The following is a 14,985-nucleotide window of genomic DNA, read 5'->3' on the forward strand; positions in this document are numbered from 1 at the left end:
TTTTTTTATTTTTTTTGCGAACTAACGATGGCTACCTCCATGGGATACAATTCCTTATCGCGGGCGGATTTGTTTAAAAAAGGAAGTGAGAGGCGGGTAACCGGGAAGGCTTTTAAAACTTTAACAACTTTTACATTCCACCCTTTACTCATGTATTTGCTCATCGCATCGGCACTGGTATAAAGCAGCACCGGGCCCGGCAGGGTATCTGTACTGTTGGTGTTAATTTCTGTAAATGGGGCATCCAGGTAAAAGTTCATATCATCATGAAACTGACCGGCATCTATATAAACGGGGAATTTAACGGGGTTGTTATGGTTTATCCACATGGCGGCCTCACTGCCGCTTTGGTAACGCAGTAGCGAGGGATAAAAGCACAGGTTCAAAAACAAGTTAACTATAAAGGATACTAAAAGGGTGCGGTAAATGGTTTGCTGTATTCCTGTTGATATTTGCTGTGGTAAAAATATCAGCAACAGTATAAATATGGCAATGATGAGTCCTGATAGCCAGCCAAAGGTCTCGGGCCTGAAAAAGTATTCGAGCAAACCCAAAACCATTAGCAGGAACACTATTGCCACGGTTTGTGTTAAACGCACAGCTTGTATGCTTTTTAGCGAAGTTAAATTATACAGGTATTGTGCCGTTATAATGGCAAAAAATGGAAATACGATATTGAGGTAATGCGGCAGCTGGAATTTGGAGGCTGAAAACAACAGAAAGGTGATCAACGATCCGCAGATGCAATACCACTCCTGCGCCTGTACATTTTTAACTCCTTTTTTGATAAACTGGAATATGGCTGCAAACAATAAAAGCGACCATGGCAAAAATGCCCATAGCAAAGTATGGATAAAGAAACCAGGGTCGCCACTCCCTTTGATGGGGCCGGTATTAAAAAAACGACCGAACTGGCTATCCCAAAAAAAGAATCTGATGCCTGATACGCCTGTATGTCCAAACACTACTTTTTCGGGATGGAGGTCAAACTGTTGGTACAGGCTCCAGATCTCGGGCAGTATGAATACCAGGATCAATACTGCGGCCAGCAGCCATCGCCAGTGAAATAATTGTTTCCATTGCCGGGTGATAAGCAGGTGACCTACAATAGCGCCCCCAATGGTTATAAGCGCGAACATGCCTTTGGTCATGAGTGCGCATGCGGTAAACAGGCTGGCCAGTGCTAAATGCCGGAAGCTGTTGCCGGGTTGGGCTTTATAAAAATGATAAACCGCTGCAATAATGAGCCCGGTTAAATAAGGCTCGGCCCTAACATCGGTATTGGATAGGATGATGTGCTGGGCGGTAAGCAATATCAGCACCGCCCAAAGTGCAATTTGTTTATTATAGAGATCTTTGGCAAACAGATAGGTATAAGCTACGCCCATCATCATAAACAAAATACCGGGTAGCTTATAGGCCCATGTTTTAAACCCAAAACATTTAAAAAACAAAGCGGTAACCCAAAACGGAAAATGCGGCTTATCCAGCCAGTCGGTGCCCCAGGCAAACAGGCTGCTGTAATTGTTACGCAACACCATGTTTTTGGCAATAGTGGCATACAAATTTGCATCCGGCCCCATAATGGTAGTAAACAAGCCGCTAAAATTTATAACAACTGCTATCCCAATAAACAGGTACAGCCATTTGGTTTGATTTGCTGTGTTGTTTTGATTCATATGGTTACGTGTGTAAATATAGAAAAGAGGCGAGAGAATATTCCATTATACAAAACCATAACAATTTATTAACCCAGCAATTTTTTATTCATCTTAGCTTCGCACATCATTCAACTAAAATGCAAAACCCTTTTAAATTATTATTTGTAAGCCTGCTTTGTGCGGCGACTATGGGAGCAAACGCCCAACCCCGTATTAAGAAAGCGGTATTTATTATTGCTGATGGTATCCCGGCCGATGTGATTGAAAAGTTAAATACCCCAAATTTGAAATTAATAGCTGGCCAGGGTACTTACCTGCGGGCACATGTTGGTGGCGAAAAGGGTGGTTATTCGCAAACACCTACCATATCAGCAAATGGGTATAATAGCCTGCTTACAGCAACCTGGGTAAATAAGCATAACGTTTGGGGTAACGATATTAAAGCGCCAAATTATAATTACTGGAATATCTTCAGGATGTTTAAGAATGCATACCCGGGTAAAAAAACTGCTGTATTTTCCAGCTGGACGGATAACCGCACCAAGCTCATTGGCGACAATCTGCCCGAGGCAGGCAACATCCACCCGGATTATGCTTATGATGGTTTTGAGTTGGATACAATAAAGTTTCAGCATGACAAAGCTGGAAATTATATGCACCTGATTGATGAGCAGGTGGCCGCCTCTGCCGCGTCGTGCATTAAAGATAAAGCACCCGATCTTTCATGGGTGTACCTGGAGTATACCGACGATATGGGGCACAAGTATGGCGATAGTCCGCAATATTATGATGCCATTGAGAAAATGGATGCGCAGGTTGGTCGTATCTGGCAGGCTATTCAATACCGCCAAAAAAACTTTAAGGAAGATTGGCTGATATTTATCACTACCGATCATGGCCGGGATGAGCAAACAGGCAAAAACCACGGCGGCCAAAGCGACCGTCAGCGCAACACCTGGATGGTTACCAATTATAAACCGCTTAATAATTACGCCAAATACTATACGCCGGGCATAGTAGATATTACGCCATCCATCAACAGCTTTTTAAATGTAAAAGTGCCGGAAACGCAATTACGCGAGTTGGACGGCATCTCATTAATTGGCGCTCTATCTGTTGCCCGGCCCGAAGTTAGTTTAATACAAGGCGCGCTTGATGTAAGCTGGAAAGCTATGGATGCTAAAGGTAAAGTGAAGATATGGGTAGCTGCCGCCAATAATTTTAAGGAAGGTAAAGCCGATGAATATAAATTATTAACTGAAGTTCCTGTTGCTGCAGAGCATGCCTTAGTTGATGTTAAAAATATGCCTTCGGGGTTTTATAAGGTTTGCATTGAAGGGGAATTGAATACAGTGAACAGGTGGGTGATAGTGAAGTAGGACTTTTAGACGAAGGATTTTTGGACAAAGGAGCAAGGATAGGGCATGAAAAACTTTATAAAATTTTAAAGTATTAACTGTTAATTTATACAAACAATGAGCAACCGCAGGGATTTTATTGGGACAAGCTTAACGGGCATAGCGGCTTTAACTTTGTTGCCTGCTGTTAATTCTTTTGCAAATGTTGGTAACAGTTATCAGCGGGAGCGTAAAACAAAACTTAAGTTTCGTTTTGCGCTGGCATCTGATATTCACTACGGGCAGCCGGGTACCGATTTTGCTACCAACACCGCCAACATGGTGAAATGGCTAAATGATGATCATGCTAAAAATCACCTGGATATGGTGATTGTAAATGGCGACCTGGTGCATAACCATCCCGACCTGCTACCCGAAATCAAAAGTACTTACCTTGATAAGCTGAGTGTGCCTTATCATACCATTCCCGGCAATCATGATTTTGCAGATGCCTCTGTTTGGAAGAAGAATTTTGGGTACGAGGATAAATATACTATTGAGTTTGGTGATATCGCGTTTGTGTTGGCCAATACTGCCGATACCAAAGGGACGTATGTTTGTCCTGATAATACCTTTATCAAAGCATCGCTGGATAAATTTGCCGACAAGAAAATTGTATTGGTAATACTGCATATTCCGCCAATAAATTGGACTAAAAATGATGTTTTTACAGATTGCCCCGAAACCATCGAACTGCTGCATAGCTACCCAAATGTAAAGGCCGCCTTTCATGGGCACGATCATTTGCTGGATGGGGTGCGTTATACCGGCAACAAGTTTCCGCACTTTTTTGATTCACATATTGGAGGCAACTGGGGTACCGATTACAAGGGATATAGAATAGTGGAGATAGATGAGCAAAATACCATTTACACTTACCAGGTAAATGCCAGCCAGAATCCGGTACTCAACTCCAATAAGTTTTAGTTTTATTTCTCCAACGGATATTTCAACCCAATCTGCGCCCGCGCCCGGTCGATCATATCAATCATCTGCCGCGACATTTGGTGAGGAATAATGGGGCTTTCTGTTGCACCTGATCTGATCAGATCGCAAAAATGGATAATTTCATAGTTTAAGCCACCAGCCGTAAATGGCTCATTGATCTCTACGCTGCGGCCATCCAGGTAATCAATAGTGGCCCGGGCAGGATTCCACCAGTTTTTATGGATGGTCACATGACCAAACGGACCGGCTATAAGCGCGTCGCCTTTGCCATGCAGATCAAAGCCAGCATATAATTGCGAGTAACCGCCTTTGTGCATGGTTTGGAATATGGCAAACATATCAATACCTGTTTCGCCAAAGCGCCCCATGGTTTGTATATCCTGCAATTCGCCAAGCCAGTCTATCGCCAAAAATGCTTCATAAATACCAATGCCCATTAAACTGCCGCCACCCAGGTCGAGGTTGTAATTTGGATGATCGGGCGGGCAATCTGCCACGGCCGATCCGGCACGTACATAACCAGCAGGGCCAATAGGATCTGTAGCCAGGTATTCTTTTAAACGGGTGTATAGCGGATAGAAGGGAGGTTTCATTCCTTCCATAAATAAAAGCCCGGTTGATTTTACTACTTCTAAAACCTCATCCAACTCAGATAAATTTACGGTGGCTGGTTTTTCGCACAGCACATGTTTGCCCGCTTTAAGGGCGGCTATGCTATAGGCGGCATGGCTATCAGGTAAGGTGGCTATATATACCGCGTCAATATCGCTTGCCAATAATTCATCAATACTTGAACAGGCTAAGCCTCCATGATGTGCAACAAAAGCGTTAACGGTTGACGATCTGCGCGACCATGACGATACCAGTTGGGTATCAGCCACATCATTTAAGCCTTGCATAAACCTATGGGCAATGCGCCCGCAACCGATAATGCCCCATTTAATCATCATTTGAATTAGTTTGTTGAATGTTGAAAATATTGATTTAATAAAAAAGCCTTAAATCAAAAATATATAAATATTCATGACTTAAGGCTTTTAACCCAGGCTACTTGTAGTGACCTGCTTATTGGTACTGAATGTAAATAGGGTACGGTTTGTATCTTGATAAAACCTCCTCTGGTGTTAGCATGTGGTGAGGAGCTTTTTTGATATCGTTTTTGTAGAACAATTTAAATCCTGTAAACTGAACTGGCTCCTGGTTAATAAAGTAGCGGTAAGTTCCTGTTTTAAGATCAGGTTCGCCCCAGCCATCCATATCCATAACCAACTGTACTTCTTTATGCAGCTTGATGTTTTTGTAATTGGTTACCATTTTTTTAGTGAAACGGTGTACGATAAGGATTTTTGGAGGTATGCCGTTTTTCTTTACAATTTTAGCCAGGTAGTCTGATACATAGTTAATATCTGCAGCATCATAGGTACCTATCTTTCGGCCTGGTTTGCTTCCGTCTTTCATCGAAAACTCAGGATCCATACCAAAATGAACCTGTGGCATTGATAAATATTTTTCAAATAATGGTAGCTCAGCCTGTATGTTACTTAAAGCCACCTGCACATCTAAAAATACAATTGCATGTGCTTTTTTTGCTAAAACCAATACACTGTCTATCTGCTTAAATGGCATGCGATAACGGTATTTACCGTCTTTACCACCGTCGCCTTGTGCTACAACAGCGATGTAATGCAGGGCTGGCTGTACAGGTGTTTTAGGATCGGCCTTTTCCCAATGTTTAACTTCGCCCTTTAATTTGGCAAGCATTTCTTTAGGGGGCAACTCGCCCAAAATACCCATTTTTTTGGAGTAAAGATTGCCATAAAAAGCAACTACACGTTTGAAGGGCAAAATTGCACCGCCATTAGGGTATGGGGTATTTTTAACCGGCCATCTGCCAGAAGTATCGCCATGAGCATTAAATTTTAACAAAGTATCATACTTTGCCTTATCTAAAGGCGGATAATCTGATTTTTTTACGCTGAGCGTATCCGCTTCTTCGGCTTTGGCCGAATCTTTAGCAGTAGCTGGTTTCTTATCTTCTTTTTTGCCTGCGCCGTCGCTTTGCGAGCAACCGGGTAGTACTATAATGGATGATAAGACGATGGTGGCAGATAATAGGACGTTTTTTAATTTCATGTGTCGACGTTCGGTAAATGGCAGATGTGTGTGTAAGATGTAATGTAAATTAAACTAATTTTCAGCAACTTATAAAGAAACTAAAGCTGGTTTAGTTTGCCGCAAATATAGATATTGAAAATTAATTACTTTTAACTTTATAAAACTTTCCAAAAACGCCCAGTGGTAATTTTGAACCCGCTGTGGCTTGTAAATAAAGTTCACCAATCTCCAGGTTTTCTACTTTTGGGTGTGCGCTTTTAATCAGATTTTCTATGATCACCGATGAAAAGCCAAGCGAATAGGTGTTCAGGATCAGGAAATGTTCCTCAGGATCCAGCAGTTGAATCACATCGGCCATCATCTCGTTGATATTATCTTCCAGCTTCCATTTTTCGCCATTTGGCCCATTGCCGTAAGCTGGTGGGTCAAGGATAATGCCATTGTACTTTTTGCCACGTTTCAATTCGCGCTTTACAAACTTAAGTGCATCCTCAACCACCCAGCGGATATTGCTTAAGCCCGAGATCTCCTGGTTTTCGTTTGCCCAGGTAACCACCTGTTTAATTGAATCCACGTGTGTGGTATCGGCACCGGCAGCTTGCGCAATTAATGATGCCCCGCCAGTGTAAGCAAAAAGGTTAAGCACCTTTGGCTGTGGTGTTTTAAAACGTTTTATATTCTGGGTAATGTAATCCCAGTTTACCGCCTGCTCCGGGAATATCCCAAGATGTTTAAAGGAGGTTAAGCCCAAACGGAATTTAATGGCCGCATCATTGTTTTTATATTCGATGTGCCAGCGGTCGGGAGTTTTAGGATCTTTTTTTATCCAGTCGCCTGCAGTGGCAGAGCGGCCTTTAAATTTAATATGGTGCAGGCGCTGCCATTCAGACGGGGGGAGGCTTTTGCTCCAAACTGCCTGCGGCTCGGGGCGTATCAGTACGGTATTGCCAAAACGCTCAAGCTTTTCAAAATCGCCGCAATCAATCAGCTCGTAATCTTTCCAGTGCGTCGGGGTTAATAGTTGAATCATTTTTTAGTATCAAGTAGTTAGTATCAAGTATCAAGACAGCTGCACTTGTGTGGCGCAAATTTAGTATCTTTTTTGGATAAAAGATTTGCTAATCCAATTGCCTTATAATCAATTCGATCAAAACCTTGAAATTGCGACCTTATACTATCCCCAAAAAACTCTTGCGACTTGATACTAATTAGCGAGGCTTTTTTGCAAGCCGTAGATCATCTTTTGAATGTCGTTGATCTGTATGCAAACTCTATCTAATGTTTCCGTGGTTATATAATTAAACTCTTTGGCGATAATAAATTGGGTTTCCAACTCAAAGGAGGATCCCAAAGCAATGTTTAAAAATTGATGTAATTCTTTGTTCGACTTTCTTCCACAACCTTCTGCAATATTGGATGGGATTGAAATGGCTGCACGAACCATTTGAGAAATTAATCCATACTTTTCTTCGGACGGAAATGTTCTGCACAATTGAAAAGTAGTTTTAGATACCTCAATGCCAGCTTTCCATACTTTAACTCCTTGAAATTGTGCATGTTTATTATATTAGTATCAAGTAGTTAGTATCAAGTATCAAGACAGCTGCACTTGTGTGGCGCAAAATTAGTTTTTTTAGGAGTGTCGTGGTCTTATATCTCATTGTCGCGCCGATCAAAAATCTTGATACTAACTACTTGATACTATTATAGTTTAGCTTTAGCCGCTCTCATGAACTTGCTGGCAAATACAAAGTCGTTAAGTTCCTTATTATCGGTGTGGGCAATTTCTTTGTTGCTGCCTTCCCACCATTTTTTGCCCTGGTGCAGGAACAAAATATGATCGCCTATCCCCATTACCGAATTCATATCATGTGTAACCACAACCGTTGTGATCTGGTATTCTTCGGTAAGTTCACTTATCAGGTCATCAATCAGGATAGATGTCATTGGGTCGAGGCCAGAGTTTGGCTCATCAACAAACAAATACTTTGGTTGCATAGATATGGCTCTTGCAATACCCACACGTTTTTTCATACCACCAGAAAGCTCAGATGGATACAATTTATTTTTCCCGGCCAGGTTAACCCTCTCGAGGCAAAAATTGGCCCTTTCCCGTTTTTCGGCTTTGCTTTGGTTGGTGAACAAGTTTAGCGGGAACATGATGTTTTCCTCCACTGTCATACTATCAAACAGGGCCGAGTTTTGGAATAGCATCCCAATATGGGTGCGGATAGGAACCCGCTCCTCAAAGCCCATATCGGTAAAATTTTCACCATTAAAAAGCACATCTCCTTCGGTAGGTTCATGCAAACCTACAATGCATTTTAATAAGGTTGTTTTACCTGATCCGGACCCACCGATGATGAGGTTATTGACACCGGGTTTAAAATTTGCGCTTATACCAGAAAGAACTTCGTGTTCGCCAAATGTTTTATGGATGTTTTTGATTTCTATCATAAAAATAGGCGGGAAATTATTAAATCGAACAATAAAATCATTACACAGCTATAAACCACACCGCGGGTTGCCGCCTGGCCTACTTCAAGGGCGCCGCCCTTGGTATAAAAGCCCTGGTAGCTGCAAATGGTAGTGATGATGAAACCAAACACAACCGCTTTAACCATACATACCGTAATAATAACTGAGTTAAAACCATCAGACAGGCCGATCATGAAATCATCAGTGGTCACTTCACTTGAAGAAAAACAGGCAATGTATCCACCCATAAATCCTAATAACACAGAAACAATTACCAGCAGCGGGAACATGCTTACACCGGCAATTACTTTAGGTGATATCAAATAGCCCGGCGCATTTACCCCCATGATCTCCAAAGCATCAATTTGCTCGGTTACCCGCATGGTGCCTATTTGGGATGCCATACTTGAGCCAACCCGGCCTGCAAGTACCAAAGATGAAATGGTGGGGCTAAATTCAAGAACCATACTATCCCGGGTAATACCACCTACTACCGATTTTGCAATTAGTGGACTTACCAACTGGAAAGCGGTTTGGATGGTTACTGCTGCACCAATAAAAAGAGAAATAATCATGATAATGCCTAATGAGCCAATACCGGCTGAAACCATTTCGCGCATTACCTCGGCCCAGTATACGGTGAATTTTTCGGGCTTACGGAAACTTAATCGTAGTAAGAGGATATATCTGCCTAAACTTTGAATCATTGTTATGTATTAAAAATTGGATAAAATTACATTTTTAAATTTAGCTTACCATTCGCTATTGTTTAATTGCCTAAAATAGGGGCTTTTTACCAGCCATTATTTTAGCTTACGTAATTTAGCATAGTAAAGCTTCAACAGGTATAAAATAAAAAATCACCCTTATTAGTCCGGGTATTTAAATTAAAGAACAATTAAAGAACATTATTATGATGAAAAACGCCCTTATTACCGGTTCCACAAAAGGCATGGGCCGTGCCATTGCCATAGCTTTTGCTAATGAAGGATTAAACGTAGCCATTTGTTCCAGAAATGAAAAAGAATTATTGGAATTTAAGGACGAGCTGCTGGGGGTTAATCCCAATATTAAGGTTTTAGCTAAGGTAGCCGATGGCAGCAACAAAAGTCAGCTGCTTGATTTTGCCGCCGCCGCGCAGCATGACCTTGGTTTTATTGATGTAGTTGTGAATAATTTGGGCATGTTCATTCCATCAAGCATACTTGATGATGCTGATGACACTTTTCAAAAGGAGTTGAATACCAACCTTATGCCTACCTATGAGCTATATCGTTTTTTTGGGAAAACCATGATAGCCGCACGCAAGGGACACTTTTTTAATATATGCTCGGTAGCGTCGTTAAATCCTATCGCTCAGGCAGGTACGTATAGCGTAACAAAATATGCGCTGTTAGGTCTAACCAAGGTAATGAGGCTTGAAATGCAGGAGCATGGTGTAAAGGTGACCGCGATAATTCCGGGATCGACGTTAACGGATTCATGGAAGGATGCAGTTGTTGATAAAAACACAATGGTTTTACCAGAAGACATCGCATCGGCAATCATCAATATATACAGGATGAGTGCCGGGGCTAATGTTGATGAGATAATCATTAAACCGGCGCCGGGACAGATATAAAAAACTGTAAATACCCGGCATTTGGTAATAGCTCATAGATGGCGCTTTTTCACCGGGGAGTTTCACCGCCAAAACCCGGCAATTCACCGACTTGTTGCCCCTGCTAACCTATATTGTATAGGTGTTTTTAGCTGTCCGCTGTACTTTTATATCATCAAACAAACCCAAACTTGAACGATTTAAAATAAAATTATGGAAAAGAAACTTTACCGGGATGAATACCGGAAGAAAATAGGCGGTGTTTGCGCCGGGCTGGCCGAATACTTTGATATGGATGTTGCTATTATCAGGGCCTTGTTTTTACTCACATTTATATTTATGGGCACCGGGCTGATGGCCTACGTTGTGCTATGGATAGTGCTACCAAAAAAAGGGATCAATTTTTATAACCCCAATGTTGATTACAGGGTGCCACCAGAACAGCAATATAATCCCAATGTCGATTACAGGGTACCGCCAGAGCAACAATATAACCCATTTGAAGCTGTGCCTCCACGGAAATCATCATCAACCGCAGGCGTTATTTTTGGATGTATACTGATATTCTTTGGCGCATCATTCCTGCTTCATGAGCTGCATGTTTTTTACTTTTGGCACGTTGCTAAATTATGGCCGGCTATTTTAATAGTGGTTGGTTTGGCAGTCATCGTATCTGGTCAAAAAAAGCAACCATGGGAAACAGATTTTCAAAATGCCAATAAGGGGCCGGAAGTTAAAGCAACTGACGAATCTCTGAACACTGAAGAGAAAAAAGACGACAATTTTACAGACACCCCTCCAACTATATAAGATCATGAAGAGTGATAAACTAATCCCGGGTACTATCCTGGTATGTATAGGAGCCATATTTCTGCTCCACAATTTTGATATTATTGATTTCCATTGGATAAATATATTACACCTGTGGCCTATATTTTTAATTATAGGCGGGGTAAACCTGGTGTTTGCAGGTAATAAATCGCCACTGGCAACAATTTTAAAACTTAGCGTGGTAATTGCCGGTTTTGCACTATTGCTTTTTGGCCGCTTTGGCGATCGGTATAATTTTTGGCCGGGTGATTTTGTTCATTTCGATGGAAACAACAACGATGATAATGGTGATGGCGACAATGATAGCGACAGCACCAGTACCGACCACGGCGTTGTGAAAATTGAAGGCAGCAGTATATTTAATAAAGAATATACCCCAGATGCCAAACTGGCCCGCCTTAACATCAGTGGTGGCGGTACCACTTATACACTTAACGATACCACGAGCCAACTGTTTAAGGCCGAAACAAAGGAGTTTTATGGTAAGTATGAGTTTAATACCAGCAAGGATGATTCGGTTTATGTATTAAACCTGAAGATGAAAAATAACAAAGGGTGGCATTTTGACTCTAACGACAATAAATCAAACCTCGCTAACATCAGGCTTAATCCAAATCCTATCTGGGATATTTATGTGGAAACTGGTGCAACAAAACTGGACTTTGATTTATCAAAATTTAAAATTAAAAGTGTAACTTTAAAAGGCGGTGCAGCATCATTTGGTGTAAAACTGGGTGCCCCGTTAGAAACCACCAATGTTGAAGTTGCAACCGGGGTATCCGAAGTTACCATAAGTGTGCCTAAGAACGCGGCTTGCAGCATAAATGCCAACACCGGCTTGTCATCTAACGAGTTTGAAGGGTTTGATAAAAAGAATAATAACACTTATGAAACTGCAGGCTTTGATGCAGCAAAAAACAAAATATATATCCATATGAGTGGTGGCATATCTGATTTTAAAGTAAACAGGTATTAACCACTCCCCAACCATTACCGGGACAAAACTTATATATTGCCAATTTCACCGCTTCATGAACAATGGGGCGGTTTTTTTATGTTGAGGCTTCATAATGTTACTTACACGTTAAATCAACCAGTGCCTTTCCCCCACAAAAACTTCTCGTTTTTCATGTTTAAAACCACTCCCTGGTGTAAGCATAACCTCACCCTTTTGTAATTTATACACTACAAAAAGGTAAATATGTTAAATTGAAAACCATTCACACAAAAAATAGGTTTAATTTACAGCTTAAATCCACTTCTATGAAAGTAACGAGTATTATATGTGTAGCCTTTCTTTTTATTACCGCAACTGTGCATGCGCAGGATGTACTCAAAGGAACGGTGTACGAAAAAAGTAAGAGCGAGAAACTGGCTAATGTTTTTGTGAAGGACGTTAATAACAAACAGATCACTATAACAGATAATAACGGTAATTTCAGCATTCGTACCCTAACGGGTCATACACTAATATTCAATTCACCAGGTTTTGTATCCGATACATTATATGTTACAGATTTGCGGCCCAAACGAGTGGAAATGGTATCGCAAACCATATCATTGAGGCAGGTTAACGTAACAGCCACCCGCGAGGCTTTTGATCCACATAAAGAATATCCGGAAGTTTATACCAAGAGCAGGGTTTCGGTAATGTCGCCATCCACCTGGTTTAGTAAAGAGGGTAAGGATGCACGGCGGTTAAAAAGATATTTTCAGCATGAAGAAGAAGAGAGGCAGGTAGATGAAGCCTTTAATGTTGACTATGTAAAAAGTGTAGTGCCGCTACGCGGCGCGGAGCTGGAGAACTTCATGTCGATATACAGGCCAAGCTATGCTTTCCTTAAAAATAATAATGCACCATCAATGACAGCATATATTAATGATGCTTACAAAAAGTACCAGGCCTTGCCCGCTAATAAAAAGGCTTTGCCAAAGTTAGGGGCGGCACCTGTGAGTTTGCAGTAAATATGTAGTTGCGAGGTCCTAAAAGGTAAAAATGTTTTAAAGGGTTTGTCATGCTGAACGCAGTGAAGTGTCTATTCGTAGACTATACAGGGCGAACATGCATAGCGAATAATAGATCCTTCACTGCGTTCAGGATGACAAAAAGTTTTTTACAATCTCTGTGTACCTTCAATGATATAAGTTACATTAATCCACTTCCGCAGTCAAATCTCCTGTTACTATCTTTTGGTATAGTAATTCAATCTGGCTTTTCAGAATCCTGTCTTCAGACAGGTCCGGGAGGTTATTGATATCGAAATATGCCACATCAAGTACATCAAAGCCTTTATTAAGGGTGCTTGAAAGTGCTTTGCAGTAAAATACCATCTTATAAACATAAAATGGCTGTGGGGGATGAGGGTGCATCTTTTTATCGAATACAGCAAGCAATCGTTCGGGAACTATAGTAAGCCCGGTTTCTTCCTCAAATTCTTTGATGATCACTTCCTTTGCACTATAGCCAATATCTGCCCATCCACCCGGTAACGACCATTTGCCATCCGCGCTTTCCTTTGCCAGCAATATTTTGTTCTCCGCATTGAGCAGTATCCCGCGTACATCCACTTTAACGGTAGGATAATCGGACGGCATCGGAAAGTTTAGTTTAATATCTTCAGCGCCCCAACCGGTAACATTATTCAGCATTTTAATGCTAATATGTTGTAACTCGCTATAACGTTCAATATCATATTCGTTTTTGGCGTAAAGTAAGCCAACATCGGCCACAGAGCGTAGTTGGGTTATAAGTGTTAAAAGTTCGGTGTTATTCATGCAGAGAAAGTTATTGAAGTAACATGTCAGGGGTAGTTGATAAAATTTCGCGAAATTCTGAAGGCGAAATAAAATTTTAAAGGGTTTGTCATCCTGAACGCAGTGAAGGATCTATTCGCAGATTTACAGGGCGGAAAAGCATGGCGAATAATAGATCCTTCACTGCGTTCAGGATGACAAAATGTTTTTTGCAAAAAAACGTCATAGGTGACGGAATGAACCATCCAATCGCCGACATGAATTGCGCGAAATAGATCCTTGGATGCGCTTAGGATGACAAATGAGAAAATATATCCGAAATCTTAAATCAAACCTAACCTCTCCCTAACAATTCATCAAGCTTGTTGCGCTCGGTTTGCAGCTCACGGGCAAGTTTCTTTTCCTTTTCGTTGGCTTTTGCTTTGTAGGTTTTGTATTCTTCATCAAGCTCGTTATACAACTTAATGCGGTATTTGGCTTCGCGGCTATGAGCACCAGAACGGGCTATTACAATGGCGGCAGCCAAACCAAAAACAATAACCAAGCCCCACATAACTAAGTTATAAGTGGCTTTGGTAAAGCTTACACCTAAAAGATTTATTTCATCGCGTTTGGCATTTGATTCAGAAAGGGTTTGATCTTTGGTTGCTACATCGGTTTTAAGCGTGGCTATATCCTGCGTTTGCGCGGCCAGTTTGGTTTGGGCCTCTTTAAGCTTGCGGCGTTCTATTGTTAAGGTATCATGCATGTTTTTCCATAATGCAGAAACCAAAGGCTGTTGGTAACGGAATAGTTTACTAAGCAGGTATTGATATTGGCCATTCAGGCTTTTATCCTTTGCCAGTGCCGAATCGGCAGCGGTTTCGCGGGGCTTAGCATAGTTTGGTTGATATGCAGTAACGGGCTTTGCACCCGCAGGAGCGGCGGCATTATATTTTACTGCCGGTTTTATAACAGCCGGTTTTGCAGCCGGCAGCTTAGCGGCAGTTTTTTTAATAGTATCCTGGGCAAAACCCATATGGCTGATGCCTAAAATAATTACTATTAAAACAGAGATACGAAATATAAAATGCTTGTTCATCATGTAAAATAGGTATCAGATTATTAACAAAACAGGATTTTAAAGGTTTTAATTATATTATCCTGAGCTTTCTGATCGCTAATGTAAGCTTTCATACGGAATTTTGCTACTCATAGTTAT

General features: G+C 41.3%; 15 protein-coding genes. 6 read left to right on the plus strand and 9 right to left on the minus strand.

Features of this window, described 5'->3' with window-relative positions; genetic code table 11:
- Window positions 1–5: 5 nt before the first annotated feature.
- Entirely contained in the window at window positions 6–1,679 is a 1,674-nt protein-coding gene (locus AC1DYB_RS05575) for an ArnT family glycosyltransferase (RefSeq protein WP_477433159.1), read from the minus strand.
- 119 nt (window positions 1,680–1,798) lie between these two features.
- Here AC1DYB_RS05575 and AC1DYB_RS05580 point away from each other — a divergent pair, with 119 nt between their 5' ends.
- Both AC1DYB_RS05580 and AC1DYB_RS05585 read left to right on the plus strand, forming a co-directional pair.
- Window positions 1,799–3,040 carry an alkaline phosphatase family protein gene (locus tag AC1DYB_RS05580; RefSeq protein WP_477433161.1) on the plus strand — a complete coding sequence of 414 codons (1,242 nt, stop codon included), beginning with the start codon at window positions 1,799–1,801 and terminating at the stop codon, window positions 3,038–3,040.
- A gap of 96 nt (window positions 3,041–3,136) precedes the next feature.
- Complete coding sequence (locus AC1DYB_RS05585; RefSeq protein WP_477433163.1) at window positions 3,137–3,985, plus strand: metallophosphoesterase family protein; 849 nt, start codon at window positions 3,137–3,139, stop codon at window positions 3,983–3,985.
- 2 nt (window positions 3,986–3,987) lie between these two features.
- Here AC1DYB_RS05585 and AC1DYB_RS05590 read toward each other — a convergent pair whose 3' ends face one another.
- The 6 genes from AC1DYB_RS05590 to AC1DYB_RS05615 form a co-directional block, all read right to left on the minus strand.
- The gene (locus AC1DYB_RS05590) at window positions 3,988–4,956 is read right to left on the minus strand and encodes a Gfo/Idh/MocA family protein (RefSeq protein ID WP_477433165.1); all 969 of its coding nucleotides are present in this window, start codon (window positions 4,954–4,956) and stop codon (window positions 3,988–3,990) included.
- Between the two features lie 115 nt (window positions 4,957–5,071).
- Complete coding sequence (locus tag AC1DYB_RS05595; RefSeq protein ID WP_295717703.1) at window positions 5,072–6,139, minus strand: hypothetical protein; 1,068 nt, start codon at window positions 6,137–6,139, stop codon at window positions 5,072–5,074.
- Between the two features lie 121 nt (window positions 6,140–6,260).
- A complete protein-coding gene (locus AC1DYB_RS05600) occupies window positions 6,261–7,151 on the minus strand; it encodes a class I SAM-dependent methyltransferase (RefSeq protein ID WP_295717701.1) in 891 nt (296 codons plus the stop codon).
- A 174-nt stretch (window positions 7,152–7,325) separates the two neighbouring features.
- Complete coding sequence (locus AC1DYB_RS05605; RefSeq protein WP_477433167.1) at window positions 7,326–7,613, minus strand: four helix bundle protein; 288 nt, start codon at window positions 7,611–7,613, stop codon at window positions 7,326–7,328.
- 212 nt (window positions 7,614–7,825) lie between these two features.
- Complete coding sequence (locus AC1DYB_RS05610; RefSeq protein WP_295717698.1) at window positions 7,826–8,578, minus strand: ABC transporter ATP-binding protein; 753 nt, start codon at window positions 8,576–8,578, stop codon at window positions 7,826–7,828.
- The gene (locus AC1DYB_RS05615) at window positions 8,575–9,306 is read right to left on the minus strand and encodes an MlaE family ABC transporter permease (RefSeq protein WP_295717696.1); all 732 of its coding nucleotides are present in this window, start codon (window positions 9,304–9,306) and stop codon (window positions 8,575–8,577) included. The genes AC1DYB_RS05610 and AC1DYB_RS05615 overlap by 4 nt, the downstream gene beginning before the upstream one ends.
- Before the next feature lie 206 nt (window positions 9,307–9,512).
- Here AC1DYB_RS05615 and AC1DYB_RS05620 point away from each other — a divergent pair, with 206 nt between their 5' ends.
- The 4 genes from AC1DYB_RS05620 (at window position 9,513) to AC1DYB_RS05635 (ending at window position 12,995) form a co-directional block, all read left to right on the plus strand.
- Complete coding sequence (locus AC1DYB_RS05620; protein ID WP_477391539.1) at window positions 9,513–10,220, plus strand: SDR family oxidoreductase; 708 nt, start codon at window positions 9,513–9,515, stop codon at window positions 10,218–10,220.
- A 192-nt stretch (window positions 10,221–10,412) separates the two neighbouring features.
- A complete protein-coding gene (locus AC1DYB_RS05625; protein WP_477433169.1) occupies window positions 10,413–11,009 on the plus strand; it encodes a PspC domain-containing protein in 597 nt (198 codons plus the stop codon).
- 4 nt (window positions 11,010–11,013) lie between these two features.
- Window positions 11,014–12,006: a LiaI-LiaF-like domain-containing protein gene (locus AC1DYB_RS05630; RefSeq protein WP_295717691.1), complete on the plus strand. Its 993-nt coding sequence runs from the start codon at window positions 11,014–11,016 to the stop codon at window positions 12,004–12,006.
- Window positions 12,007–12,293: 287 nt separating this feature from the next.
- A complete protein-coding gene (locus AC1DYB_RS05635; RefSeq protein WP_295717685.1) occupies window positions 12,294–12,995 on the plus strand; it encodes a carboxypeptidase-like regulatory domain-containing protein in 702 nt (233 codons plus the stop codon).
- Between the two features lie 186 nt (window positions 12,996–13,181).
- On the opposite strand, the gene AC1DYB_RS05640 is transcribed toward AC1DYB_RS05635, so the two are convergent.
- Together AC1DYB_RS05640 and AC1DYB_RS05645 are read right to left on the minus strand one after the other, a co-directional pair.
- A complete protein-coding gene (locus AC1DYB_RS05640; RefSeq protein ID WP_477433171.1) occupies window positions 13,182–13,805 on the minus strand; it encodes an NUDIX hydrolase in 624 nt (207 codons plus the stop codon).
- 313 nt (window positions 13,806–14,118) lie between these two features.
- A complete protein-coding gene (locus AC1DYB_RS05645) occupies window positions 14,119–14,868 on the minus strand; it encodes a hypothetical protein (protein ID WP_477433173.1) in 750 nt (249 codons plus the stop codon).
- Window positions 14,869–14,985 lie beyond the last annotated feature (117 nt).

This window comes from Mucilaginibacter sp. P2_A4 (assembly GCF_056405015.1).

What these genes read in the sequence shown, in the direction of transcription:
- AC1DYB_RS05575 (WP_477433159.1), bottom strand. Translation starts at nt 1,679, where the DNA reads ATGAATCAAAACAACACAGCAAATCAAACCAAATGGCTGTACCTGTTT.
- AC1DYB_RS05580 (WP_477433161.1), top strand. Translation starts at nt 1,799, where the DNA reads ATGCAAAACCCTTTTAAATTATTATTTGTAAGCCTGCTTTGTGCGGCG.
- AC1DYB_RS05585 (WP_477433163.1), top strand. Translation starts at nt 3,137, where the DNA reads ATGAGCAACCGCAGGGATTTTATTGGGACAAGCTTAACGGGCATAGCG.
- AC1DYB_RS05590 (WP_477433165.1), bottom strand. Translation starts at nt 4,956, where the DNA reads ATGATGATTAAATGGGGCATTATCGGTTGCGGGCGCATTGCCCATAGG.
- AC1DYB_RS05595 (WP_295717703.1), bottom strand. Translation starts at nt 6,139, where the DNA reads ATGAAATTAAAAAACGTCCTATTATCTGCCACCATCGTCTTATCATCC.
- AC1DYB_RS05600 (WP_295717701.1), bottom strand. Translation starts at nt 7,151, where the DNA reads ATGATTCAACTATTAACCCCGACGCACTGGAAAGATTACGAGCTGATT.
- AC1DYB_RS05610 (WP_295717698.1), bottom strand. Translation starts at nt 8,578, where the DNA reads ATGATAGAAATCAAAAACATCCATAAAACATTTGGCGAACACGAAGTT.
- AC1DYB_RS05615 (WP_295717696.1), bottom strand. Translation starts at nt 9,306, where the DNA reads ATGATTCAAAGTTTAGGCAGATATATCCTCTTACTACGATTAAGTTTC.
- AC1DYB_RS05620 (WP_477391539.1), top strand. Translation starts at nt 9,513, where the DNA reads ATGATGAAAAACGCCCTTATTACCGGTTCCACAAAAGGCATGGGCCGT.
- AC1DYB_RS05625 (WP_477433169.1), top strand. Translation starts at nt 10,413, where the DNA reads ATGGAAAAGAAACTTTACCGGGATGAATACCGGAAGAAAATAGGCGGT.
- AC1DYB_RS05630 (WP_295717691.1), top strand. Translation starts at nt 11,014, where the DNA reads ATGAAGAGTGATAAACTAATCCCGGGTACTATCCTGGTATGTATAGGA.
- AC1DYB_RS05635 (WP_295717685.1), top strand. Translation starts at nt 12,294, where the DNA reads ATGAAAGTAACGAGTATTATATGTGTAGCCTTTCTTTTTATTACCGCA.
- AC1DYB_RS05640 (WP_477433171.1), bottom strand. Translation starts at nt 13,805, where the DNA reads ATGAATAACACCGAACTTTTAACACTTATAACCCAACTACGCTCTGTG.
- AC1DYB_RS05645 (WP_477433173.1), bottom strand. Translation starts at nt 14,868, where the DNA reads ATGATGAACAAGCATTTTATATTTCGTATCTCTGTTTTAATAGTAATT.